This window comes from Oceanitalea stevensii (assembly GCF_014837105.1).
Classification (GTDB): domain Bacteria; phylum Actinomycetota; class Actinomycetes; order Actinomycetales; family Actinomycetaceae; genus Oceanitalea; species Oceanitalea stevensii.
The window spans coordinates 292991-316104 of the sequence record NZ_JACSPO010000001.1 but is presented as its reverse complement, the minus strand read 5'-3'; the positions used below and the strand labels follow the sequence as shown (position 1 = coordinate 316104).

Below are 23114 nucleotides of genomic sequence, written 5' to 3'. Positions count from 1 at the left end.
CCTCAGATCTCGAGCACGGGCACCGGTGTGATGCCCTGCCAAGCACCGTAGGTGACCCGTGTTACATCTGCTCCTCCCAGGCCCTCGACTTCATCACAGACAGGTAACGATCTCGTGAGGCGCCCGGCCGACGTGAACAGGCACGGTCCGGGGAGGTGGAGCACGCGTCAGGTCGGACCGCCGTCGTCGCCGTGGTCGGCGCGGGCCAGACCGGTCTGGTAGGCGATGACGACGAGCTGCGCGCGGTCGCGTGCGTCCAGCTTCGTCATGGCGCGCTGCACGTGGGCACGGACCGTGAAGGGACTGAGGTACATGCGGTCAGCGATCTCCACGTTGGACAGCCCGGTCGCCACGAGCGCGACCATCTCGCGCTCGCGCGGGGTGAGCGCCTCGAGCCGCCCGGGCTCGCGCGGTGGTCCCTCCGCGGGCGTGGCGAGGAAGCGGGCGACGAGCGAGCGGGTCGCGGCGGGCGAGAGCAGCGTCTCGCCGTCGGCGATGGTCCGCACCGCGTCCAGCAGCCCGTCGGTGTCGATCCCCTTGCCGATGAAGCCGCTCGCCCCGGCACGCAGCCCCTGCGCCACGTACTCGTCGGTCTCGTAGGTGGTGAGGATGAGGACGCGGGTGGCACGCAGCCCGGGCTCCGCGCAGATCTCCGCCGTGGCGGCCAGACCGTCCATGACCGGCATCTGGATGTCCATGAGCACCACGTCAGGCCGCAGCCGGCGGGCGAGGGCCACCGCCTCCCTGCCGTCTCCCGCCTCGCCGACGACGGTGATGTCATCGGCGCTGTCGAGCAGGGTGCGGAAGGCGCCACGCAGCAGTGCCTGGTCGTCGGCGAGGATCACCCGCACCCCGGCTCCCGGCGCGGGGCCGGTCGCCCCGGCGTCCTGAGCGGATCCGTCGGTCATCGACTCTCCCTCCTCGCGTTCTCGGTGGGACCACCCACCAGTGACCCGGTGGCCGTGAGCGGCAGGTGGGCGGTGACGAGGAAGCCTCCTCCTGGCCGCGGACCCACGGTGAGCCGCCCGTCCACCGAGACGGCGCGCTCGCGCAGTCCCACGAGCCCGTAGCCGGGAGAACGGTCCACGGGCGTGCGGGCCTCGGGGCCGTCGTCCGTGACCGTGACCTCCAGCCGGTCGTGGTGCCAGGTCAGCCGTACCCGGGCGCTGTGGGCGGCGGAGTGCTTGGTGACGTTCGTCAGCGCCTCCTGGACGATGCGGTAGGCGGTGAGGTCGACGGCGGGAGGCAGCGGCCGGGCACTGCCCGTGTGCTGCACCGAGACCTCCAGCCCCGCGCGGCGGAAGGACTCCACCAGCACCTCCAGCCCGCGCAGTCCGGGGGCCGGTTCGGTGGGTGCCGGGGTCTCGTCGCGGTCGCGCAGGAGGCCCACCGTGGCCCGCAGGTGGTCGAGGGCCTGACGGGTCGTCCCCACGAGCTCCTCCAGGCTCTCGCGGGCCTGGCCCGGCCGCGTGTCGAGGAGTCGCGCGGCAACACTCGCCTGGGCGTTGGCCAAGGTGATCTGGTGGGCCACGAGGTCGTGCAGCTCCCGGGCGATGCGGACCCGTTCCTCCGCCACCCTCGTACGCGCCTCGCTGTCACGGGCCTCCTCGGCCCGCAGTGCCCGCTCCTCGACGAACGCCAGGTACGCCCGCCTGTGGCGCGCCGAGCGGCCGAGGACCACCGCGACCAGCGGTGCGGCAGCCACCGTCACCAGCCTGCTGGCGTCCTCCCACGAGAACTGGCTCTCCGTGAAGGGCGCGAGCACGACGAGGAGTGACGCTGCGGGGAGCACGACAAGCGCACGCGCCTCGGTCCGCGAGCCGAGCGTGTGGGCGGCGACGACGGCAGGCGCCACGACGAGCGGCGTCAGCAGCAGGCCCGCCGGCGCAGCGAGCATCCCGCACACCGTGGTGAGGACCATGGTGACGACCGGCGCACGGTGACGCGCGAGCAGCGCCGCCGACGACACCGCCGCGATGACGTACGCCGCGAGCGGTGGGGGTGCCGCCGTGTCGTCGACCTGCAGCACCCCGCCGAGCAGGCAGAGCCCGAAGGCCACCGCGACGACCGCCCCCTCCCGCCACCACGCTCCGGCGTGCGGCGGCGCAGCACCACCGCCGTCGGTCACAGCACCCCCGGCGCGTGTGCCAGCGCCTCGTCGTCGACGTCCACCCACGCAACCACGTCCTCACCGTACGGGACCGCACCGGGCCGCGACCGGAGTCGGGCCTGGTGCGTTCGCACCAGGTCGCCGTGGTCACTGGTCCGCCCGCACCAGGGCCGAACGGTGTCCACGGACGATGTGTGGCCCGTCGGCCGTCGACAGGCTGTCACTGGATCGTTCGGCACCGGGCCGGACGACGGAGTGGCAGGACGAGACGTTGCAGAACACCGGAGTAATGACCGACGCGGTACGGCTGACGGCCGTCCGCAAGGTCTACGGCAGGCGTGACAACGAGGTGGTGGCCCTCGACGGCGTCACGACTCGGTTCGGCCGAGGGACGTTCACCGCGATCATGGGCCCGTCGGGCTCGGGCAAGAGCACGCTGCTGCAGTGTGCTGCCGGGCTCGACCAGCCGACGTCGGGCTCGGTCCTCCTCGAGGACCACGAGCTCAGCGAGATGGACGAGACCGAGCTGACGGCGCTGCGCCGCGAGCGGATCGGTTTCGTCTTCCAGTCCTTCAACCTCCTGCCCGTCCTCACCGTGCGGCAGAACGTCACGCTCCCCCTGCGGCTCGCCGGCCGCCGGCCGGCGGCGGGCCGGGTGTCGGCGGCGCTGGACCAGGTCGGCCTGGGCACGCGGGGCCACCACCGCCCCTCGGAGCTCTCCGGCGGCCAGCAGCAACGCGTCGCCATCGCGCGGGCGCTGATCACCGACCCCGCCGTCATCTTCGCCGACGAGCCGACCGGTGCACTGGACACGAGGACCGCACGGGACATCCTCGCGTTGCTCCAGCGGTCCGCCCAGGACGCGGGCCAGACGATCGTCATGGTCACGCACGACCCCGTCGCGGCCTCGTACGCCGACCGGGTCCTGTTCCTCGCGGACGGCAGGCTGGCCGGCGAGCTGCGCGCGCCGACGGCCGAGTCGGTCGCCGAGCGGATGACCCGTCTCGGAGCCTTCACCGACGAGCGGCCGCTCTCGCGCGCCGGGACGAACCGAGAGGGGCAGCGCTGATGCTCACGCTCGTCCTCCGCACCCTGCGGTTCCGCGCCGGCCTGTTCGTCGCGGCCTTCGTGGCCATGTTCTTCGCCGCGGCCATCGTCATGGCCTGCGGCGGGCTCATCGAGACGGGGATCCGCACGGCGGTGCCGCCGCAGCAGCTGAGCTCGGCCGACGTCGTCGTCGCCGGCGACCAGGCCTACCACGACTCCGGCGGCGACCCCGACGAGCCGCCGACCCTGCCCGAACGGGTCCGTGTCGACGCCGGGCTCGAGGCGGCGATCTCGGCACTGCCGGGAGTGCGTGCGACGGAGAGCCACGTCTTCGAGGGCGATCCCCCGGCGGGGACGGTCGACGCGATCGGCGTGACCGCCGATCCGGGGACCGACGTCGAGGAGCTGCGGGACCGGATCGACTCCGTGCTGGACGCGCGGACGGTCACTCTCGTGGGCGACGAGCGCGGGCGGGCCGAGCTCCGGGACGCGGCGGCGAGCGGGACCACCGTCATGGCCCTCGCGGGGGTCCTCACCGCCTTCGCCCTGCTCGTGTCGATCTTCGGGGTGGCGTCGATGCTCGCGCTGTCGATCACCCAGCGCCAGCGTGACCTGGCCCTGCTGCGCGCCGTCGGCGCCACCCCGCGCCAGCTGCGCCGCTTGATCGTCCGCGAGACCCTCGTGCTGTCCCTGGTCGCCACCGCCGCCGCCTACGTCCCGGGACAGCTCCTCGGTGGCTTCGTCTTCGACCAGCTGGCGGCCCGCGGGATCGCGTCCGACCACGTCGTCTTCCAGCAGGGCTGGGTCCCGACCGTGGCGGCGACGGCGGTCGCGATCCTCGCCGCCCTGGCCGGGGCCACGAGTGCCGGACGGCGGGCGGCACGCATCAGGCCGACGCAGGCCCTCGCGGAGGTCGCCGTCAACGGCAGGGTGATGGCCGGCGGCCGGCTGCTGCTGGCGGTGGTCGTCCTCGCGGCGGGCCTCGTGCTGACCACGGTGACCGTCACCGCGATGAGCGGGCCGCTCATGCCGGCGACCGGCGCGCCGGCGGTGATCCTGCTGGCGATCGGCGCCGCGCTCCTCGCGCCCGTGCTCACCAAGGTGACGACCTTCGTGGTCCAGTGGCCCGTCCGTGCGCTGGGTGGTGTGACGGGCGAGCTCGCCGTGCTCAACGCCCGCGGACGCAGCGGTCGGATGGCGGCCGTCATGGCCCCGGTCATCCTGCTGACCACGGTGTCGACCGGTCTGCTGTACCTCCAGTCGACCAGCGACCACGCCGACCGGCAGGCGTTCGCCGACAACCTCGTCGCGGACGCCGTGGTGAGCGCCGAGGACGGCGTCGACCCCGGCGTCGCGGGGCGGATCGGTGACCTGCCCGGAGCTGCCGGTGCCTCGGAGTACGTCGACAGTCTCGGGTTCATCGAGAGTCCTGAGGACAGCTCACCGATGAACGAGGGCTGGACCCTCCAGGGTGTGAGTGCCGAGGGCGCCGCGGCGACGACGCCCGTCGAGGTCACCGAGGGCAGCCTCGCCGCGCTCGAGGGCGACACGATCGCGATCGGGGACGAGCACGCCGCCACGCTGGGGGTCGGGGTCGACGACACCATCACCCTGCGCATGGGTGACAACACCGCCACCGACGTCGAGGTGGTCGCGCTGTTCTCGGCGCCGGACGACTACGACACCCTCCTGCTGCCCGCCGACGTCCTGGCCGAGCACACGACCGAGGGGGTGCCCACGCGCATCCTCGTCACCGCGGACGCCGGGACCAGCCCCGCCCAGCTCGAGGCGCTCCTCACCGAGTGGGCGGCGGACGAGGGCGGCCTCACTGTGTCGGGCCGGGACGTCCTCCTCGCGGAGTACGACGAGCAGAAGAGGACCGCCAACGTCGCGATCTACATCATGGTGCTCATGGTCGGCGGGTACGCGGCCATCACGGTCGTCAACACCCTCGCGTCGAGCGTGAGCGCCCGACGTCGCGAGTTCGGTCTGCAGCGGCTCGCGGGGTCGACCCGCGCCCAGGTCATGAGGATGGTCGGCCTGGAGGGCGCGATCGTCGCCCTCAGCGGCGTGGCACTCGGCACCGCGGCCGCCGCCGCGATCGTCGTGCCCGTCAGCGAGGAGCGCCTCGGCTCCGTGATCCCTGCTGGATCTCCGTGGATCTACGTCGTGACGGTCACCCTCACTGTGCTCCTCACCCTTGCCGCCATGCTCCTGCCGGCCTGGCGTGCGACACGTGGCCGGCCGGCCGAGGCTGTCCTGGCAGTCGAGTAGCCCGACCTTCGACGCGACCGGACGGCCCGGCCCACCTAGCGTGGAGGGCTCACCCATCACCGCACCTCCGGAGGAGAACCCCATGGCGAACGTGACGATCATCGGCGGCCACGGCAAGGTCGCGCTCCTGCTGGCGCCCCTGCTCTCCGCGCGAGGGGACGCCGTCACCAGCGTCTTCCGCAACCCCGACCACCGCGAGGAGGTCGAGCAGACCGGCGCGAGCGCCGTCGTCGCCGACGTCGAGCACCTCTCCACCGAGGAGCTCGCCGACGTCCTGCGCGGCGCCGACACCGTCGTGTGGAGCGCCGGTGCGGGCGGCGGGAGCCCCGAGCGCACGTGGGCGGTGGACCGCGACGCCGCCATCTGCACCGTCGACGCCGCCAAGCTCGCCGGGGCGCGCCGCTTCGTCATGGTGTCCTTCGTCGGCGCGCGCCAGGACCACGGCGTGCCGGAGGACAACTCCTTCTACACCTACGCCCAGGCCAAGGCGGACGCCGACGACCACGTGCGCGACTCGGGCCTCGACTGGACGATCGTCGCCCCCGGCGCCCTCACCCTCGACGAGCCCACCGGCTCGATCGACCTCGTGACGGCGGACGACGGCGGGGAGCACAAGACCTCGCGCGCGAACGTCGCCCGGGTCATCGTCGCCGCCCTCGACGAGCCCGCCACCGTCGGCAAGATGATCGAGTTCGCCGACGGCGACACCCCCATCGCCGAGGCGCTCGCCCGCTAGCACCAGGCCCCGCCCCGGGCGGCCCCCTGCCAGGCGCCGCCCGGGGCGGACTATCGTGGCGGCACCGGAGCCGAAGGAGTCGCACGATGCAGCCCACCGACGTCGACCCGCGCGAGTTCATCGCCGGCGTCGAGAACGCCACCCGCCGGGCGGACGCCGCGCGTCTCGTCGACATCATGCGGGACGTCACGGGCGAGGAGCCGGTGATGTGGGGGCCGAGCATCATCGGCTTCGGCAGCTACCACTACGTCTACGAGTCCGGGCGCGAGGGCGACGCCCCGCTCGCCGCGTTCAGCCCGCGCAAGGCGAACCTCGTCGTCTACCTCATCGGCGGCTACCAGGAGCGCTACCCCGAGCAGCTCGCGAGGCTGGGCCCCTGGAAGCCGGGCAACGCGTGCCTCTACCTCAGGCGCCTCGACGACGTCGACGAGGAGATCCTGCGCTTCCTCATCACCGACTCCTGCGACCTCACCCGCGCGGAGTACCCGTCCTAGGACAGCGCAGCGCGCCCCGGGGAACGAGTCCCCGAGGCGCGCCGGCCGTCTCCGCAGCTGTCAGTCGCCGGCGTAGCTGAGCTCCGCCGTCGTCGGGTGACGACGCGACGGCGGCTCGGTCACCTTCCCGCACGCACTGTCGGGCAGCGTGACGCGGGCGTTCGCCGGACCGTAGAGCCGCTGGGCACTGGTCCACGGCTCGGCGGCCTGGCCGTCGAGGAGCAGCGGGATGAGCCCGCGCTGCTCCTGCGTGAGCGGCACCATGTACCCGCGTGCCCGCTCCTGGACCCGCCAGCCGTGCGCCTCGATGCGGTCCTCGAGCGTCGTCGCAAAGCCCTCCGGGCTGTCCTCCCGCACGCCGCGGTACTGCTCCTCGGTGAGGAGGTAGCCACAGACCGGCGCCGAGAGGATCTGCTCGGGTCCCGGGATCTCCGGGTTGGGCGGTGCCTCACCGGGGTGCGGGGCCGGGAACGGCTCGACGGTGTAGGACCCGCGGAAGACGATGTCCCCGCGGTTGCGGGCCTGCTCCTGCCGGCCCTGCTCGCCCGCCGCCTCGATCTGCTCCTTGTTGGCGTGGAAGTAGTCGAAGAACTGCTCGAAGGTGTACATCGCCGAGTAGGTCTTGCGCTTGCGGGCCTCGGGGGTCTGGGAGCCGCCGTCGGCAGGACGGGTCTCCCCGCCGGAGCTGCGGGCCTCGAGGAGCACGCCGACGATGTTCTTCAGTCCCAGGGTGTTGCGCAGGATCGTCTCCTGGCTCTGGCCCACCGTGCTGCCGCCCTCACAGCCGTAGGGGCAGAACCACCAGCCGTCCTCCGAGCCGCGCTCGTAGAGCCAGTTCTCCACGAGGTCCTTGCTCTGCAGGTGGACGACCTCGGGGACGTTGAGGTGCCGGGAGAAGAGGATGGGCAGGTCACCGGCCTGGTTGTTGCCGTACTCGTGGCCGTCGAAGGCCGCGTCCGGCTGGTAGTCGCGCAGCATCGCGGTGAAGGCGAAGGTCTCCGGCTGGCGCAGGAGGGAGAAGTCGCGGTTGAGGTCCTGGCCGGTCGCGTTGCCGCGCCGGTTGAGGGCGCGCCCGTCGGCGTTGATCGACGGGACGAGCAGGATGGTGGCCTCGGACAGGAGGTCGAGCGTGCGCTCGTCCTCACCGAAGGCCAGCTGGCGCGCCATGATGAGGCATGCCTCGCGCGAGGACGGCTCGTTGCCGTGGACGTTGCAGTTGACCAGCGCCGTCTTGCCGGCGGCGACCCCCTCCGCCGTCTCCGGCGGGTTGGGGTAGCCGATGACGAACATGTTGATCGGCCGGTCCTGGAGCGTGCGTCCGATCTCGACGACGCGGACCCGGTCGCTCAGCTCGTCCAGCTCCTCGGTGTACTCGGCCTCCTCGACGTCCGTGGTGAAGCGCTCGCCGAAGGTCTGCTCCCAGCCGGTGCGCAGACCCTCGCCGGGCACGTCGAGGTCGCCCCACTGCGGCAGGGTGGTGTCGTAGACCGGCTCGGAGAAGTCCCCCTCGATGCCCACGCGCCAGCGGAAGCGGTCGCCGGGGTCGAAGTTCGCGTCGGCGAAGGCGGGCACGCTCTGGTCGACCTGGCGGTTGGGCCGCCAGATGCCGGTGATGACCGGCTCGCCGACCGGCTCGTTGCTCTCGTCGACCGGCGTGCGCTCGATCTGGTACTCGGTGATCCCGGGGACCGGCTCCCACGTCAGCGTGGCGAAGCCCATCTCCTGCTCGACCTCGAGCCCGCTCACCGCCGCCTCCTGCACCTGCGCCACCGACGGCGGCGTCGCCACCAGTGAGGCGAGGAGTGCGGCGCCGGCGGCCCCGACCACCGCGATCCTGCGTCTGTCACGTACTGCGGAACGTTGCATGTCTTGTCCTCTTCTGCTCAGGCCTGCGTGGTCAACTCCACGGTGAGAAGAAAGCGCCGTTCACCCCCTCGAGAACGCGGGGACGCGGGAAAAGACGTCGAGGACACCAGGTTCCACACCCCCATGCGGACTGCCGACATTCCGGGGTGCACAGCCCGGCCGCCGTGCGGCGACATCACCACACGGCAACGGCCTACTTTGGCCTCGCAAGGCCCCCCGTTGAGTCGGACATTAACGACGGCGTACCTGGCCGTCAAGGAATGACAGAAGTCTCCGCCTTCGCCGTCGCCGCGGTGGCGGGCGAGCCGGCCGGGTACTCCCCCAGCGGCACCCGCCCCTCGCTCCACGCCGCGAGGACCGGCTCGACGACGCGCCAGCACTCCTCGGCCACGTCACCGCGGACGGACAGGAGCGGGTCGGCCTCGAGGACGCCGGCGAGGACCTCGCCGTACGCGGGCAGCTCCGCCCCGCCGAAGGTCGTCGAGAGGGTGACGCGGTCGAGGGACCACGGGTCGCCGGAGCCGTTGACGTCGAGCTCGAGGTCCAGGCACTCCGGGCCCAGGCCGATGCGGACCCGCGCCGGCTGGGAGGTGCCCTCCAGCCCGACGGGCAGGTGCGGGACCGGCTTGAAGGTCACGACGACCTCCTTGCGGGTGGGCGTGATGCCCTTGGCGCTGCGGAGGGTGAAGGGCACGCCCTTCCACCGCCAGTTGTCGATGAAGACGGTGACCTCGGCGAGCGTCTCGGTCTCCCGCGAGGGGTCGACACCGGGCTCCTCGGCGTAGGCCGGGACCTCCCGGACGCCGATGCGGCCCGCGCCGTAGCGAGCGCGGCGGCTGTACTCCTCGGGCTCGCCCGCACGCGTGGCGCGCAGCACCTCGGCGATGCGGTCGCGGACGTCGCGGTCCCCCAGCGTGGTGGGCGGGTCCATGGCGACGAGCGCGAGGACGTGGAGGAGGTGGCTCTGGATCATGTCGCGCAGCGCACCGGAGCCGTCGTAGTAGCGGGCGCGTCCCTCGAGCGCGAGGTCCTCGTCGTAGACGATCTCGACGCTCTCCACGTGCGTGGCGCGCCAGATGGGCTCGAAGATCCGGTTGGCGAAGCGGAACCCGAGGATGTTGAGGACGGTGCTCTTGCCGAGGAAGTGGTCCACGCGGTGCACCTCCTCCTCGGGCACCAGCCTGCCGACGACGGCGTTGAGCCGCCGCGCGGACTCCCCGTCCGTCCCGAAGGGCTTCTCGATGATGAGTCGGGTCCCCTCGGGCAGCCCGATCTCCTCGAGGGCGAGGCAGGCGCGCTCGGTGACGGCGGGCGGCAGGGCGAAGTAGATCCCGATGGGTCCCTCGCACTGCTCGAGCACCCCGCGCAGCTCGTCGGCCCGGGTGACGTCGGCCTGGACGTAGACGGACTCACGCTCGAGGCGTCGCAGCGTCTCCTCGCCCGGCTCGTGGGCGAGGGAGGGGAAGGCCTCCCACGGCGCCATCTCGATGCTCGGCTGGACGGCGAAGGCCTCGGTGAGCCGCTTGCGCCACTGCGCGTCGTCCCAGTCCTCGACGCCGGAGCCCACGAGCCGCAGCTCCGGGGCGCGTCCGGTGGCGAGCAGGCGACCGAGGCCCGGCAGCAGGAGGCGGCCGGCAAGGTCACCGCTGGCTCCGAGGACGAGCAGGGTGCGGATCTCCTCGCGGGCGGCGTGGACCGTCTCAGCCATGACTTCCCTTCCGAGCGTGGGCGCCGCGGCAGCGGACACCTGCCGTCCATCATGGCGGGCGGGCGCGCACCTGGCCGCTCGGACGGGCGGTCGCGTGGAAGAGTTGGTGCCATGACCGCACTCGTGAGCCCCGAGCAGCTGCTGTCCGAGCGTGGCGACACGCTGCTGCTCGACGTCCGGTGGACGCTCGCCGGCCCCGACCGCGCCGGCTACGTCGCCGGGCACCTGCCGGGTGCCGTCTTCTGCGACCTCGACGCCGACCTCGCGGGCCCGCCCGGCACCGGCGGCCGCCACCCGCTGCCGCCGCGGGAGGCACTGGCCGCGGCGATGGAGCGCCTCGGCATGCGGCCCGGGCGCCGCGTCGTCGCGTACGACGGCGGGGTCGCGGCTGCGGCCGCGCGCGCGTGGTGGTGCCTGCGCTGGCTCGGGCACGAGGACGTGCGCGTGCTCGACGGCGGACTCCCGGCCTGGGTCGCCGCGGGTGGTGAGCTCGAGTCGGGTGAGGTGCCGACGACGGACGGCGGCCCGGCCGGTGAGGTGACGACGACGGCAGTTGGCAGCCCCGCCGGTGAGGTGCCAACGACGGCAGGTGACGGGCCGACGCAGGCCGCAGCGCCGCCGTCGTCGTCCACGATGCCGACGGTGACGGCCGAGGAGCTCCTCCCCTACGACGGCGTCCTCCTCGACGCCCGGGCCGCCGAGCGCTTCCGCGGCGAGGTCGAGCCGGTCGACCCGGTGGCCGGTCACATCCCCGGCGCGCGGTCGCTGCCCACGAGCCGGCTGCTCGACGCGGACGGCCGCTACCTGCCCGCCGCGCAGCTCCGGAGCCTGCTCGCCGAGGCGGGCGTGGACGCCGGCCGCCCGGTGGCCGCCTACTGCGGCTCGGGCGTGACGGCGGCCCAGCTCGTGCTCGCCGCCCACGAGGCGGGGCTCGAGGCTGCCCTCTACCCCGGCTCGTGGTCCCACTGGATCACCGACCCGGCCCGCCCGGTGGCGACGGGGACGGACTGACGAGGGCGCCGTCGTCGTCGTCCACGAGGCCGCGGCCCCGTGCCGCGTGGACCAGCGCCCGGCCGTCACCGAGCACGGGGAGCAGCTGGACGACGTGGGCGAGGTGGACGGTGGCGACGAGGGCGTCCACCGGCAGCAGCACCAGCCCGAGGAGCACGCACGACCCCGGCCCGGCGAGCGCCGTCGTCGCCACCTGACGCGGCGTCATCGCCCCGACGGGCGTGACGGACACCCGCCACCCCGCCCGGGCCACGACGACGAGCCGTACCGTCGCCACCCGCCGGACCAGGACGAGGTGCATCGTCTCGTGGAGCACGAAGGAGCCGACGAGCCCGAGCACGGCGACCCGCACGAACCACCACGCGGCCTGGGCGGTGGCGAGGCCGCCGGTCGTCACCGCCACCACGGCGGAGGCGAGGACGGACAGCCCGGCGAGCGCCAGGAGCGGCCAGACCTGAACGACGACGAGCCGCGCGGCCGCCCACACCGGCACCTCCTCGCGCGGGTGGACCCGGACGTCAGGCACTGCCGCTCGGCTGCGCGCGCTCGCGGATGAGCTCCGCGCGGTACCGCTTGAGCCCGAGGTAGGCGAGCTGCACGAGGGCGATGAGCGCGATGCACACGAGGAGCACGCCGACGATGCCGACGGTGTTGTTGACGCCCATCGTCGCGTCCACGCCGCCGCTCACGCTCGTCGCCTCGAAGTAGAGGGAGCCGAACAGCCCCTCGCGGCGGCCGAGCCCCTCACCCACCGAGAACATGAGGAACAGCAGGGAGAGGACGACGACGGCGAGCGTCAGCAGCGTCCCTCCGACGACCGAGTTGATGACCAGCATTGCCTTCTTCATTGCGTCTCCTCTTCTCGTCCTGACGGATGCCCTCGATCGCGTAGACGACGAACAGGGCGGTGGCGCCGAGCAGACCGGCGGGTACGGGCAGCTGGAGCATCCCGAGCCCCAGCGCGATGAGGGTGAGGACCACCGCGGTGGCCGCGAGCCCGACGAAGGCCGCCAGCGGGTTGTCCTTCTCGCTCGGGACGATGATCCCGAGACAGGTGGTGAGCGCGGCGCTGATGAGTGCCCCGAGCACGACGACGACGGTGCCCTCGGCCCGTCCGAACGCCGCCGCGAGCAGCAGCGCCGGCGCCCCGACCGCACCGATGAGGAGCAGCTGGGGGCGCAGCGAGAGCAGGTAGATCCGCCACGCCGGCTGCCGCTGCCCGGTCATCGCGCGCAGCGGCGCGGTCGCGCTGAACAGGTACAGCCCGCCGATGGTGAGGGTGCACAGGCTCCACAGCGGGTTGAGGTCGGTCTCGGCGAGCAGGTAGCCGAAGAGCGCGACCCCCACGACCGTCCCGATGAAGGTGTGCTGGCTGCGCAGCAGGCACCAGTCGTAGGGCGTGAGGTGGGCGGCCACCCGGCGCGGGAGGCGCAGGTCGAGGTACTTCGCGGTGCCGAGGTGCCGGCTCGGCATGACGTGGACGATCGCGACGAGCAGCACGGCGCACACGACGGCGACGGCGGCCAGCGCGGCTCCCAGGCCGGCGCGCTGCGCGAGCCAGGCGATCGCCGTCGGCCACACGAGGGAGCCGTTCGCCGCGGAGTCGGTCATGTGCCACATGAGGTCGGTCATCCGGCCGGCGTAGACGACGATGAGCGCGAAGATGCCGAGCAGCGCGAGCAGGTCCGCCACGGGCCGAGTGCGCATCGCCGACAGCAGCCGGGTCGCGACGACGTGGCACAGGCTGAGCGCGAGGTAGGCGACGACGATCGGCAGGAGCATCGAGGTGAGGATCTGCCCGACGGCGGAGGGGCCGACGAGGAGCACCGCGCTCGTCATCACGGGCACCGCCGTCGCGAGCGCCACGCCCAGGGTGATGGCGGCCTCGAAGAGGAGGAAGGCGACCGAGCGCTCCTTGTTCGTCAACGGGAGCTGGTAGGTGAGCTCGAGCACGCCGTCGGAGCTGAGGAAGAGCACCTTGACGAAGATGAACGCGACCATCACCCACAGCACGAGGGAGACCGTGGACGTCGAGAACAGCAGGTCCCACACCTCCCGGTCGGCCGCGTAGGGCTGGAGGAACTGCCGGGCGACGGCGGTGAGGGACACGAGGAGGACGACGGCGGTGCCCAGCGCCGCGAAGCGGACCGACCGCAGGCGCAGGGCCCCGACGCTGAGGACGCGCCGGCCGAAGAACGCGAGCAGCATCCGCGCGACGACGAGGGCGTGGGACAGGCGCACGGCCTACCTCACCTCCGACTCGATGTGCGCGAAGACGATCGACTCCAGCGACCCGCCCTCGCGGACGAGCTCCTTCGTGGGGCCGTCGAGGACGAGGATGCCGAGGTCGAGGAACACGACGTCGTCGGTGAGCCGCTCGAGCAGGGTGAGGTCGTGGCTGCACAGGAGCACCGCGCGGCCGTCCTCGTGGAGGGCGCGCAGCTCGCGCTCGGCGATGCGCATGGCCTCGAGGTCGACGCCGTTGAGCGTCTCGTCGATCACGGTGAGGGGGCGGCGCAGCACGAGCGCGCCGACGAGCTGGGTCTTCTTGCGCATGCCGTGGGAGAAGCCCGAGATGAGGTCGTCGTAGCGGCCCGGCATGGAGAAGTCGCGGAAGTAGGCGCGCGCCCGGTCGTGGTCGAGGCGCACGCCGTAGAGCTTGCCGAGCATCGTGTAGTACTCGCGCGGGCTGAGGAACTCCGGCAGGTAGTCGTTGCTCGAGAGGTAGACGGCGTCGCGCTTGGCCTCGATCGTCGTGTGCTGGTTGCCGTTGACGGTGATCCGTCCCGACTGCGCCTTGAGGAGGTCGAAGACGTTCTTGATGAGGGTGGACTTCCCCGACCCGTTGGGGCCGATGAGGCCGACGATGCGCCCCGCGGGCACGTCGAAGGACACCTGCTCGACGGCGTTGACGACGCCGTCGTAGGAGTAGGTGAGGTCACGGACCTCCAGGACGTTGCTCATGCGCGGCCTCCTTGGGTGTGGGTGGGGTGGACCGGCGGCAGCGCCTTCGGCACCGAGGGTGCTGCCGCCGGCCCGGTGGCTAGGTCACCGGCACTCGATCCAGAGCGAGAAGCCGTTCTTCCAGGTCATGCCGCCGGTGAACTTGCGCCCACCCGCCTGGGTGAGGCACCAGATCGCGGCACCGGCGACGAGGACGAAGCCGAGCGCGAGGAGGACGGCGACGAACACGAGGAACCAGGCGTCGTAGCGCACGACGGCGTCGTCGAACCGGTTCTTGGCCGTGTCGATGAGCTGGTGCTGCTTCTCGACCAGCGTCGTCGAGAGCTGCGCGGGCAGATCGGTGAGTGCAACGGACATGGGAGTTCCTTTCACGTTGAGGCAAGGCTCGGAACCCGGGTGAGCGGTGCGCTGGGGCATCCGCCTGGTACCAGTCTTCGGCGGGCACCTGCCCCGGCTGAAGAGAGGTTCGACCAGACGGCGCTCGACCTTCGTCTACGTCGTCCTCCGCTGGCGGCGGGCACGGACCGACTGTTCGATGAGGCCCTGATCGACCGTCGAGCACGCTCCCCACGCCTTCGGAGGCCACATGCCGGGCAAGACCATCGTCCTCACCGGTGCCAGTGACGGGATCGGGGCGGCGGCCGCTCGCCGACTCGTCGCGGACGGGCACACCGTTGCGCTCGTGGGCCGGTCCGCCGAGAAGACCCGGGCGGTTGCCGATGAGCTGGGGGCGGACCACTTCCTCGCGGACTTCACCGAGCTCGCCCAGGTCCGCTCCCTCGCGGCCACCCTCGCGAGCACCTACCCACGCATCGACGTCCTGGCGAACAACGCCGGCGGCATCTTCGGGGACAGGACGCGGACTGTCGACGGCTTCGAGAAGACCCTGCAGGTGAACCACCTCGCCCCGTTCCTGCTCACCAACCTCCTCATGGACACGCTGACGGCGAGCGGCGCGTCGGTCGTCACCACCTCGAGCGCCGCCGCTCGGCTCTTCGGGAAGATCGACCTCGACGACCTCGACAACGAGGCGCGGTACTTCGCGAGGAAGGCCTACGGCGACGCGAAGCTCGCCAACATCCTCGTCACCAAGGAGCTCCACCGCCGCTTCGCGTCCCACGGCGTCTCCGCGGCGGCCTTCCACCCCGGGGTCGTGCGGACGAACTTCGCCTCGGACACGACCAGCCTCATGCGGCTCGTGTACCGCACGCCCCTGCGGTACCTCAGCGGCGTCGTCGGTCCCGAGCAGGGTGCCCGGCTCCTCGTCGACCTCGCCGAGGGCACCCCGGGACGCGACTGGGTGTCCGGTGAGTACTACGAGAAGGGCAGGGTCGCGAGGACCAACCCGCAGGCCTCCGACGCCGGTCTCGCGGCCCGGCTGTGGGACCGCAGCGCCGAGCTGGTCGGGCTGACCCGGCCGCCGTCGTCGTCGTCCGCTGCCGAAGGCGCGGCTACTTGATCGCGCCGCGCGTGACCCCGGAGATCACCCATCGCTGGGCGACGACGTAGACGACGAGGAGCGGCGCCATCGCCATGAGGTAGGAGGCGAAGGCGAGGGTGTAGTCGGCGGAGAACTGGCCCTGGAAGACGTACTGGGCGAGCTGGATGGTGGCGGCGTCGGGGTCGGAGAGGATGACGAGCGGGAGCAGGAAGTCGTTCCACGCCCACACGCAGGTGAGGATGCCGACGGTCGCGTTGATCGGCGCGAGGAGCGGGAAGACGACCCGCCAGAAGACGCCCCACGTGCTCGCGCCGTCGATGCGGGCGGCCTCCTCCAGCTCGGCCGGGATCGAGCGGACGTAGGCGGTGTAGAGGAAGACGTTGAAGGACAGCCCGTAGACCGTGTACAGCAGGATGAGGCCGGCCTGGTTGTCCAGCCCGAGGATCGCCGCCTGCTTCGCCGCGGGGAGCATGAGCACCGGGAACGGGATGAACAGGGCGGCGATGAAGTAGTAGAACAGCGCCTTGAACAGGCGCCGGTGCATCTGGCGGGCGATCGCGTAGGCGACCATCGAGTTGGTGAGCAGCGTGAGGACGACGGCGCCCACCGTGATGAGCCCGGTGTTGAGCAGCCGCGCCGGGTAGTCGATCGTCCGCCAGGCCTCGGCGAAGTTGCCCCAGGCCCACTCGGTGGGCGGGGCGAAGCCGGTGCCGCCGAGCTGGTCGGGCGTCTTGAGCGCCGTCACCACCGTGAAGTACAGCGGGACGAGGACCGTGAGGGACAGGACGAGGAGCAGGGCGGTGAGCCACCAGTTGACGCCACTGGGCTTGCGCCGTCGTCGACGACGCTCGCGCGGCGGGGGCATGGTGACGGCGTCCGCGGACATCAGGCCGACACCTCCTCACGCCGCAGGATGCGCAGCTGGAAGAAGGCGAAGGCGACGATGACGATCATGAAGATCACGGCGTTCGCGGTCTGGTACCCGAACTCGCCGCCCTCGAAGCCGCCGCGGTAGATGAGCACGCCGATGGACTCGGTGGACGTGCCGGGGCCGCCGCCGGTCATCGCGATGATCTGGTCGAAGACCTGGAGGAAGTTCTTCAGCGCGAGGACGACGTTGATCGTGAAGAAGCCCCAGATCATCGGCAGCGTGATGCTCCAGAACTGCCGCCAGCGGGTGGCGCCGTCGAGGGCGGCGGCCTCGTACAGCTGCTCGGGAACGGTCTGCAGGCCTGCGAGGAAGATGATGATCGTGAAGGCGGCGCCCTGCCAGACCGTCATGACGACGATCCCGATCCACGCCCGCTCCGGGTCCGCGAGCAGCGAGCTGCTCAGCGCGTCGATGCCCAGCGCCTGCCCCACGGAGGGCAGGGAGAAGTTGAACAGGTAGGAGAAGACGTAGCCGATGACGAGCAGGGCCAGCACGTAGGGGATGAAGTAGATCCCGCGCAGGGTGTTCTTCAGCTTGATGCGGGCGTTGAGGCCCAGGGCGATCGCCAGTCCGATGACGTTGACGAGGATCGTCGTGACGATCGCGAAGCGGAAGGTGAAGAGGTAGGCGTCGACGACGCGCGGGTCCTGGAAGAGCGCCGCGTAGTTCGACAGGCCCACGAAGCTCCACGTCCCGTAGCCGGGTGAGTCGGTGAAGCTGTAGAAGATGCCCTGGAGCACCGGGATGGTGTGGAGGACGAAGAAGAGCACGAAGGCGGGCAGGACCATCCAGTAGTAGGCGCGGTCGATCTTCCGGCCGTCGTTCCTCATTGCTCCTCCACCGCCCCGAGGCCCCAGGTGCGGCGCTCGGCCACCCGGTCCCAGTTGGCGTCGAGCTCGGAGAGGAAGGCGTCGAGGTTCCCGTCGAGGAGGAACTGCTGGAGCAGCGGGCCGAGCGGGATCGCCTGGATGAACTGGTGGTCGGTGAAGCCGACGATCCGTCCCTCGTCGATGTACGGCTGGATGCCGGCGAGGGCGGGGTCGTCGTTCTGCTGGTCCTGGAGGGTGGGGATGGCGACCTGCTGCTCCGCGTACTCCTGGACGACGTCCGGCTGGAGGAGGTACTCGAGGAAGCGCTCGACCTCCTCCTGGTGCGGACCGTCGGCGCGGGCGGCGAGGACGATGTCGACACCGGAGACGAGCGTGGTCTGCTCGGGGTCGTCGGTGGCGGGCAGGGCGAAGGACCCGACGGTGAAGTCCGGCTCGAAGCTGCGGATCTGGGGGACGGCGTAGCTGCCGATGAGGAGCATCGCGGCGTCGCCCGCCGCGAAGGCACGCGTGCCCTGCTCGTAGCCGTAGGCGGCGGGGTCCGGCTGGGTGAGCTCGAAGAGCTCGGCCTGCTTCTCGAAGGCCTCCCGCCAGCCCTCCTGGAAGGTCGCCTCCCCGGCGAAGCGGTCCTCGAAGAAGCTCTCCGGCTGGGTCTGGGCGGTGAGGGGTGCCATGGGGGCCTGGGCGGTCCAGGCGTCGGCAAGCATGGCGAAGTGGGGCACGATGCCCTCGCCCTCGAAGTACTCCGCCGTCTCGAGGAGCTCCTCCCACGTGGTGGGGACCTCGCGGCCGTGCTCCTCGAACAGCTCGACGTTGTAGAGGGCACCGGAGGCGTTGGCGGCGAAGGGGATGCCGTTCACGGCGCCCGGCTCGGTTGCGCCCAGTGCCTGGACCACCTCGACGTAGGCCTCCTGGACGCCGTCGAGGAGAGGGCTGCCGGCCCAGTCGTGGAAGACGCCGGCCGAGGCGAACTCCCCGAAGGTGCCGTTGGCGTTGAAGGTGAGGACGTCGGGCGGGTCCTCCTTGACGAGCCGGATCCGCATCGCGGTCTCCGCGCTCGGCACGTTGTCGACCGTCACCCGGACGTCCGGGTTCTCCTCCTGGAAGCGGGCGGCGACATCGGAGAAGAACGCCGTGGCCTCGGGCTTGAACTGGAAGAAGACGATCTCGACCGGCTCGTCCGCGGACGCGGCGCACCCTGCCAGCGCGGCTGCTGCGCTCACGGCAGCAGCGAGTCCGGCAGCCCTCGCCAGTCCTGTCCGGCCCATCACAGCTCCCCTCGGCAACGGTGCAGAACGAGGTGGGACACATCGTGGCACTGGGGACTGACACCGGCGAGCCGGGTGGTGGCCGACGGCGGGGGTCGGGGTGGCGGGACACCCGGCGGTCGTCGTCGGGACCCGGGCACCGTCTGCACCCGCCGGCCGCGGTCGCCGGCCGCGGTCGCCACCCGCACCCGCCCACCACCCGCCGTCGCCACCAGCACCCGCCCACCACCCGCCGTCGCCACCCGCACCCGCCCACCACCCGCCGTCGCCACCCGCACCCGCCCACCACCCGCCGTCGCCACCCGCACCCGCCCGCCACACGCCGTCGGCCCTAGCCATCCCTGTCCAGGGGACCCCACCGCCGGATGTCAGTGGTCGGTGAGAGGGTTCGAGTAGTGGGGTTCTCGCCGTGACGGGGAGGTGACGAGATGAACCTCGAGGGGGACGGGACCGAGCCGGAACGGCAGCCTGACGCGATCGCTCCCGCGCCGGCCGAGCACCTCGAGGAGATGCTGCCCGGCGACTGGAAGCCGGTGCCCGAGGCCCCCACCGCCCCTCTCCCCGTGCCCAACGCGGCCGACGAGCTCTTCGGCCCCACGGGGTCGACCTCCTGGCCCACCGACCGCCTCGCCGAGCTGCTTCCCGTGGAGGGGGCCCTCGGTGACTACCTCGCTCCCCTGCCTCCCGGGCCGCGGCTGGGCATCCTGCTCGCCGCGATCGATCCGGCGGAGGTGGACGAGTACTCGCTCGTGGAGCTGGCCGCCGCGTACAAGCGGATGGAGTCGTACGCCGCGGCGCACGCCGCACAGGTGGCGGCGGAACTGGCTGAGCGACCGGCGCTCAACCCCGACTGGCCAGGCACCCTGCGCGGCCGAACCCGGGGCGAGTGCCTCGCCGGCCACGAGCTCGCGATGCGGCTGAAGATGAGCAAGGTCGCCGCGACCCGGATGGCCGCCAGCGGTCGGGCGTTCGGCAACCTGCTGGAGGCCACGGGTGAGGCACTGGAGCAGGGCCTCATCGACTACCCGCGAGCGCAGGTCATCTTCACCACGCTCGATGGTCTGCCGCCGGAGGTCGCGCTCGCCGCTCAGTGGGAGGTCATCGAGACGGCGCCCGGCCGTACCCTCCGCCAGCTCAAGGAGGACCTCGAGAAGGCGGTCATCTCCGTCGACCCCGAGGAAGCGGACGCGCGTCACCGGGCCGCACGTCAGAAGCGCACGGTCTACCACCCGCGGGCGCTGCCCGACGGCATGGCGAGCATGACCGCCGTCCTGCCCGCGGCCGACGCCGTCGCGGTCGATCTCACGCTCGAGAGCGCTGCCCGCGCCGCCAAGCACGCGGGCGACGGCCGCACCATCGACCAGCTGCGTGCCGATGCCTTCTCGCTCATGGCGTACGGCGCCCTCGCCAACGGGTACATCGGGGTACTGCCCGAGCAGCAGCTCGCCCCGTCGGCGGCCGCGGAGACTGACGACGGCGCCGGCGGCGCGGCGGAGCCAACCGGAGCCGTCGCTGATGTGCCAGCGAGGCGTGCGGCCGATCGGCCTCCCGGTTCCGAGGGCCCTCGTGTGCCCGCAGACGACTCAGCCCCCGAATCCGAGGGGCCAGGTCTGCCCGCAGGGGCGAAGGCAGCTCCTGGCGCCAAGCGAGCCGGACGAGGGAAGGGCACCGAAGTGCCCTACGGAGCGGCGCCGCCGGTCCCGGGGCAGCGTCTGCCCGGTGGTCGGCTCCCCGCGGTGCGCCTCGGCACCATCGGCGGGCTGCCCGTCGAGGTCCGCCTCAACGTCCCGCTCGCCGTGGCACTGCCTGACCTCAACGCTCCGGCACGCAACGCGCTCGAGCGGGATCCCGAGCCCGTCGCCGAGCTCGAGGGCTACGGCCCCATCGCCCCGGAGGTCGCCCGGGCACTCGCCGCCGGCGGCCAGTGGCGGCGGATCGTGAGCGACCCTGTGACCGGGCAGGTGCTCGACGTCGGCCGCACCCGGTACGAGCCGCCCGCCGCCATGGCGGACCTCGTCCGCGAGCGCGACCGGACGTGCATCGAGCCGGGCTGCTCGACCCCGGCCCGTCACTGCCAGCTCGACCACATCCACGAGTGGCAGGACGGTGGGGAGACCTCGGTGTGGAACCTGGGTCCCCAGTGCACCCGCGTCCACGCCGTCAAGAGCCAGGGCGGGTTCACCGTCGCGCGAGCCTCAGACGGCACCTACGCCTGGACCACCATGACCGGCCACGGCTACCTGCGGCGCACCGACGGCACCGTCGTCACCATGCCGCGCGAGACCGCAGCAGGGCTGCGTCGCATCGGCAAGGAGATGCGACGGACCGGCAGGAGCGTGCCCGCCGAGGTGGTCGACACGGTCCTGGCCGAGGTCGCCGCAGGAAGCGCCGTGACGGGCGGATGGACGCCACCGCCGCTGCCTCAGCGCTCGTTGCCGGAGTGCGGCGACGGCGAGGCGGACCAGGCGTGGGGCGCGGACGACGAGCCTCCGTTCTGACCGGACACTGACGTCGGCCCCCGGCCTTCGCCCCCGAACACGGGCCACCGGCGAGCGGCGGCGAGCAGCGCGCGCGAGCGGCGCGAGCGACGCGAGCGACGGCGAGCAGGGCGCGCAACGGCGAGCGCCAGCGAGCGACGGCGAGCGCCAGCGAGTGGCGACGCGCGACACGCGACGCGCGACGCGTGGCGGCGAGCGACGAGCCCCCGCGATCCCTCAGCCCGCGAGCAGCTCCCGCACCCGCGGGATCACCTCGGTGCCGTACAGCCGGATCGCCTCGAGGCTGTGGCGGTGGGGCATCGGTCCGTTGCTGTACTTGAGGTCGAAGCGGCTGAGCCCGAGCTGGCGCACGGTCTTGGCGATCTTCTGGGCGACGGTCTCGGGCGAGCCGGCGAACACGGCCCCGTTCTCCACCTCCATGTCGAACTGCATACGGGTGGTGGGCCCCCAGCCACGCTCGGCGCCGATGCGGTCACGGTTCGCCTTGAAGTGCGGGAACATCAGCTCGCGGGCCTCCTCGTCGGTCGCGGCGACGAAGCCGGGCGCGTGCACGCCCACGGGGAGCTCGGGCCGGCCCAGCTCCGTCAGCGCCCGGCGGTAGAGGTCGGCGAAGGGCGCGAAGCGCGAGGGCTCCCCACCGATGATGGCGAGCATCATCGGGAAGCCGTACCGCGCCGCGCGGACCACCGACTCCGGCGACCCACCCACGCCGATCCACGTCCGCAGCGTCCCGGCCTCGGTCTTCGGGTACACCTGGGCGTCACGCAGCGGACCGCGCAGGGTCCCCTCCCAGCTGACCGGCTCCTCACTGCGCAGCAGCGCGAAGAGGTCGAGCTTCTCGGAGAAGAGCCGCTCGTAGTCGGAGAGGTTGAGCCCGAACAGCGGGAAGGACTCGGTGAAGGAGCCGCGGCCCAGGGTGACCTCGGCGCGACCGCCGGAGACGCCGTCGAGGGTCGCCATCTTCTCGTAGACGCGGACGGGGTCGTCGGAGCTGAGCACCGTCACGGCGGTGCCGAGCAGGATCCGGCTCGTCCGCGAGGCGATCGCGCCGAGCACGATCTCGGGCGCGGAGATGGCGAAGTCGTCCCGGTGGTGCTCACCGAGGCCGATGGCGTCCACTCCCACCTCGTCGGCGAGCATGCCCTGCTCCACCACCTCGCGCAGCACCTGGCCGAAGGTGCGCGGACGACCGTCCTCGTCGACGGTCATGTCGCCGAAGGTGTCCAGGCCCAGTCGGACCTCGTGCGGGGGCAGGACGGGCTGCAGATCGGGTGTGACGCTCATCCGGCCACGGTAGGCGATCGCCCGGGGCTACGGGGACTGCACCCGGTCGGGGTAGAAGGCCCAGTGCCAGGTCTCACGGGGGGTGTCCTCGACGAAGCCGTACTTCTCACCGTTGGCGCGCATCCAGGTGAGGGCCTCGCCGTTGAGGTGGAGGTCCACCGCCCGGCCCCAGCCGTGGTTGCTCGTGCCCGGGACCGCGGCCAGCCCGCCGTCGTTGTAGAGCCCGAGGCGGTCGACGAGCTCGACCTGCCGCTCGTAGGTGCGGTAGGAGTCGTTGATGCCGATGTCCACGCCGTCGGCCTTGGCGTCCGCGAGGAGCTTCTCGAAGTTCGCCGCCGCGGGTGCCCACATGCTGTGACCGGTCGTGCCGATCGGGGCCAGCGCCTGCGCCGGGATCTTGCCGTTGTCGTACATCGCGAGGTCGGCGGGCACGCCCTGGGCGTTGAGCACACCGGTCGGAGCGGCGACAGCAGGGGCCGCGGCTGCGGTGACCGGCGCGAACTCCCCGGCCGCCTGCGAGAAGAGCCGGTCGAAGATGCCGGAGGTGTCCACGGTCGCCGGTGGCGGCGTCGACAGTGCCGTCAGCTGCGCCTGGATCCCCGCGATCCGCTGGGTGATCGAGAGCACCCCGTCCATACCTGTCTCCCCTCGTCCT

General features: G+C 72.2%; 21 protein-coding genes. 7 read left to right on the top strand and 14 right to left on the bottom strand.

Features of this window, described 5'->3' with window-relative positions:
• Positions 1–167 precede the first annotated feature (167 nt).
• Together H9624_RS01515 and H9624_RS01510 are read right to left on the bottom strand one after the other, a co-directional pair.
• Entirely contained in the window at positions 168–908 is a 741-nt protein-coding gene (locus H9624_RS01515; protein WP_251838143.1) for a response regulator transcription factor, read from the bottom strand.
• Positions 905–2128: a sensor histidine kinase gene (locus H9624_RS01510; RefSeq protein ID WP_251838142.1), complete on the bottom strand. Its 1224-nt coding sequence runs from the start codon at positions 2126–2128 to the stop codon at positions 905–907. Before H9624_RS01510 ends, H9624_RS01515 begins: the two co-directional genes overlap by 4 nt.
• Positions 2129–2399: 271 nt before the next feature.
• Between H9624_RS01510 and H9624_RS01505 the strand changes: the two genes are divergently transcribed.
• The 4 genes from H9624_RS01505 (at position 2400) to H9624_RS01490 (ending at position 6661) form a co-directional block, all read left to right on the top strand.
• Entirely contained in the window at positions 2400–3179 is a 780-nt protein-coding gene (locus H9624_RS01505; protein ID WP_251838141.1) for an ABC transporter ATP-binding protein, read from the top strand.
• A complete protein-coding gene (locus H9624_RS01500; RefSeq protein WP_251838140.1) occupies positions 3179–5431 on the top strand; it encodes an ABC transporter permease in 2253 nt (750 codons plus the stop codon). Before H9624_RS01505 ends, H9624_RS01500 begins: the two co-directional genes overlap by 1 nt.
• An 82-nt stretch (positions 5432–5513) precedes the next feature.
• Positions 5514–6167 (top strand): SDR family oxidoreductase, encoded by a 654-nt coding sequence (locus H9624_RS01495; protein WP_251838139.1) that lies wholly within the window; start codon positions 5514–5516, stop codon positions 6165–6167.
• A gap of 86 nt (positions 6168–6253) precedes the next feature.
• Positions 6254–6661 (top strand): DUF1801 domain-containing protein, encoded by a 408-nt coding sequence (locus H9624_RS01490; RefSeq protein ID WP_251838138.1) that lies wholly within the window; start codon positions 6254–6256, stop codon positions 6659–6661.
• A gap of 60 nt (positions 6662–6721) precedes the next feature.
• Here the strand turns inward: H9624_RS01490 and H9624_RS01485 are convergent, their stop codons facing one another.
• Together H9624_RS01485 and H9624_RS01480 are read right to left on the bottom strand one after the other, a co-directional pair.
• Positions 6722–8488, bottom strand: coding sequence for a M14 family zinc carboxypeptidase (locus tag H9624_RS01485; protein ID WP_251838137.1), 1767 nt, complete (start codon positions 8486–8488; stop codon positions 6722–6724).
• 292 nt (positions 8489–8780) lie between these two features.
• Positions 8781–10235 carry a glucose-6-phosphate dehydrogenase gene (locus tag H9624_RS01480; RefSeq protein WP_251838136.1) on the bottom strand — a complete coding sequence of 485 codons (1455 nt, stop codon included), beginning with the start codon at positions 10233–10235 and terminating at the stop codon, positions 8781–8783.
• A 111-nt stretch (positions 10236–10346) separates the two neighbouring features.
• Between H9624_RS01480 and H9624_RS01475 the strand changes: the two genes are divergently transcribed.
• Positions 10347–11246: a sulfurtransferase gene (locus tag H9624_RS01475; RefSeq protein WP_251838135.1), complete on the top strand. Its 900-nt coding sequence runs from the start codon at positions 10347–10349 to the stop codon at positions 11244–11246.
• On the opposite strand, the gene H9624_RS01470 is transcribed toward H9624_RS01475, so the two are convergent.
• From H9624_RS01470 to H9624_RS01450, 5 genes are all read right to left on the bottom strand, one after another.
• Positions 11206–11772: a hypothetical protein gene (locus tag H9624_RS01470; protein WP_251838134.1), complete on the bottom strand. Its 567-nt coding sequence runs from the start codon at positions 11770–11772 to the stop codon at positions 11206–11208. The genes H9624_RS01475 and H9624_RS01470 overlap by 41 nt on opposite strands.
• Positions 11765–12094: a hypothetical protein gene (locus H9624_RS01465; RefSeq protein ID WP_251838133.1), complete on the bottom strand. Its 330-nt coding sequence runs from the start codon at positions 12092–12094 to the stop codon at positions 11765–11767. Before H9624_RS01465 ends, H9624_RS01470 begins: the two co-directional genes overlap by 8 nt.
• Positions 11991–13487 carry a hypothetical protein gene (locus H9624_RS01460; protein WP_251838132.1) on the bottom strand — a complete coding sequence of 499 codons (1497 nt, stop codon included), beginning with the start codon at positions 13485–13487 and terminating at the stop codon, positions 11991–11993. Before H9624_RS01460 ends, H9624_RS01465 begins: the two co-directional genes overlap by 104 nt.
• A gap of 3 nt (positions 13488–13490) precedes the next feature.
• The gene (locus H9624_RS01455) at positions 13491–14210 is read right to left on the bottom strand and encodes an ABC transporter ATP-binding protein (RefSeq protein WP_251838131.1); all 720 of its coding nucleotides are present in this window, start codon (positions 14208–14210) and stop codon (positions 13491–13493) included.
• Positions 14211–14294: 84 nt separating this feature from the next.
• Complete coding sequence (locus H9624_RS01450) at positions 14295–14567, bottom strand: hypothetical protein (protein ID WP_251838130.1); 273 nt, start codon at positions 14565–14567, stop codon at positions 14295–14297.
• A gap of 229 nt (positions 14568–14796) precedes the next feature.
• Here H9624_RS01450 and H9624_RS01445 point away from each other — a divergent pair, with 229 nt between their 5' ends.
• Complete coding sequence (locus H9624_RS01445; protein ID WP_251838129.1) at positions 14797–15669, top strand: SDR family NAD(P)-dependent oxidoreductase; 873 nt, start codon at positions 14797–14799, stop codon at positions 15667–15669.
• On the opposite strand, the gene H9624_RS01440 is transcribed toward H9624_RS01445, so the two are convergent.
• Genes H9624_RS01440 through H9624_RS01430 form a run of 3 tightly spaced genes read right to left on the bottom strand, consistent with a single transcriptional unit; the run spans position 15662 to position 18632 of the window.
• The gene (locus H9624_RS01440; RefSeq protein WP_372435080.1) at positions 15662–16537 is read right to left on the bottom strand and encodes a carbohydrate ABC transporter permease; all 876 of its coding nucleotides are present in this window, start codon (positions 16535–16537) and stop codon (positions 15662–15664) included. The two genes, H9624_RS01445 and H9624_RS01440, sit on opposite strands and share 8 nt — an antisense overlap.
• Positions 16537–17412 carry a carbohydrate ABC transporter permease gene (locus H9624_RS01435; RefSeq protein WP_251838128.1) on the bottom strand — a complete coding sequence of 292 codons (876 nt, stop codon included), beginning with the start codon at positions 17410–17412 and terminating at the stop codon, positions 16537–16539. The genes H9624_RS01440 and H9624_RS01435 overlap by 1 nt, the downstream gene beginning before the upstream one ends.
• Entirely contained in the window at positions 17409–18632 is a 1224-nt protein-coding gene (locus H9624_RS01430; RefSeq protein WP_251838127.1) for an ABC transporter substrate-binding protein, read from the bottom strand. Before H9624_RS01430 ends, H9624_RS01435 begins: the two co-directional genes overlap by 4 nt.
• 473 nt (positions 18633–19105) lie before the next feature.
• On the opposite strand from H9624_RS01430, the gene H9624_RS01425 reads away from it, so the two are divergent.
• A complete protein-coding gene (locus H9624_RS01425) occupies positions 19106–21175 on the top strand; it encodes an HNH endonuclease (protein ID WP_251838126.1) in 2070 nt (689 codons plus the stop codon).
• 216 nt (positions 21176–21391) lie between these two features.
• On the opposite strand, the gene H9624_RS01420 is transcribed toward H9624_RS01425, so the two are convergent.
• Together H9624_RS01420 and H9624_RS01415 are read right to left on the bottom strand one after the other, a co-directional pair.
• Positions 21392–22459, bottom strand: a complete 1068-nt coding sequence (locus tag H9624_RS01420; RefSeq protein ID WP_251838125.1) for an LLM class flavin-dependent oxidoreductase — start codon at positions 22457–22459, stop codon at positions 21392–21394.
• A gap of 27 nt (positions 22460–22486) precedes the next feature.
• Entirely contained in the window at positions 22487–23095 is a 609-nt protein-coding gene (locus H9624_RS01415; RefSeq protein ID WP_251838124.1) for a M15 family metallopeptidase, read from the bottom strand.
• Between the last annotated feature and the right edge of the window lie 19 nt (positions 23096–23114).

Coding starts and splice junctions, on each gene's coding strand:
- H9624_RS01515 (WP_251838143.1), bottom strand. CDS start 908: ATGACCGACGGATCCGCTCAGGACGCCGGGGCGACCGGCCCCGCGCCG.
- H9624_RS01505 (WP_251838141.1), top strand. CDS start 2,400: ATGACCGACGCGGTACGGCTGACGGCCGTCCGCAAGGTCTACGGCAGG.
- H9624_RS01500 (WP_251838140.1), top strand. CDS start 3,179: ATGCTCACGCTCGTCCTCCGCACCCTGCGGTTCCGCGCCGGCCTGTTC.
- H9624_RS01495 (WP_251838139.1), top strand. CDS start 5,514: ATGGCGAACGTGACGATCATCGGCGGCCACGGCAAGGTCGCGCTCCTG.
- H9624_RS01490 (WP_251838138.1), top strand. CDS start 6,254: ATGCAGCCCACCGACGTCGACCCGCGCGAGTTCATCGCCGGCGTCGAG.
- H9624_RS01480 (WP_251838136.1), bottom strand. CDS start 10,235: ATGGCTGAGACGGTCCACGCCGCCCGCGAGGAGATCCGCACCCTGCTC.
- H9624_RS01475 (WP_251838135.1), top strand. CDS start 10,347: ATGACCGCACTCGTGAGCCCCGAGCAGCTGCTGTCCGAGCGTGGCGAC.
- H9624_RS01465 (WP_251838133.1), bottom strand. CDS start 12,094: ATGAAGAAGGCAATGCTGGTCATCAACTCGGTCGTCGGAGGGACGCTG.
- H9624_RS01455 (WP_251838131.1), bottom strand. CDS start 14,210: ATGAGCAACGTCCTGGAGGTCCGTGACCTCACCTACTCCTACGACGGC.
- H9624_RS01450 (WP_251838130.1), bottom strand. CDS start 14,567: ATGTCCGTTGCACTCACCGATCTGCCCGCGCAGCTCTCGACGACGCTG.
- H9624_RS01445 (WP_251838129.1), top strand. CDS start 14,797: ATGCCGGGCAAGACCATCGTCCTCACCGGTGCCAGTGACGGGATCGGG.
- H9624_RS01440 (WP_372435080.1), bottom strand. CDS start 16,537: ATGTCCGCGGACGCCGTCACCATGCCCCCGCCGCGCGAGCGTCGTCGA.
- H9624_RS01435 (WP_251838128.1), bottom strand. CDS start 17,412: ATGAGGAACGACGGCCGGAAGATCGACCGCGCCTACTACTGGATGGTC.
- H9624_RS01425 (WP_251838126.1), top strand. CDS start 19,106: ATGAACCTCGAGGGGGACGGGACCGAGCCGGAACGGCAGCCTGACGCG.
- H9624_RS01420 (WP_251838125.1), bottom strand. CDS start 22,459: ATGAGCGTCACACCCGATCTGCAGCCCGTCCTGCCCCCGCACGAGGTC.
- H9624_RS01415 (WP_251838124.1), bottom strand. CDS start 23,095: ATGGACGGGGTGCTCTCGATCACCCAGCGGATCGCGGGGATCCAGGCG.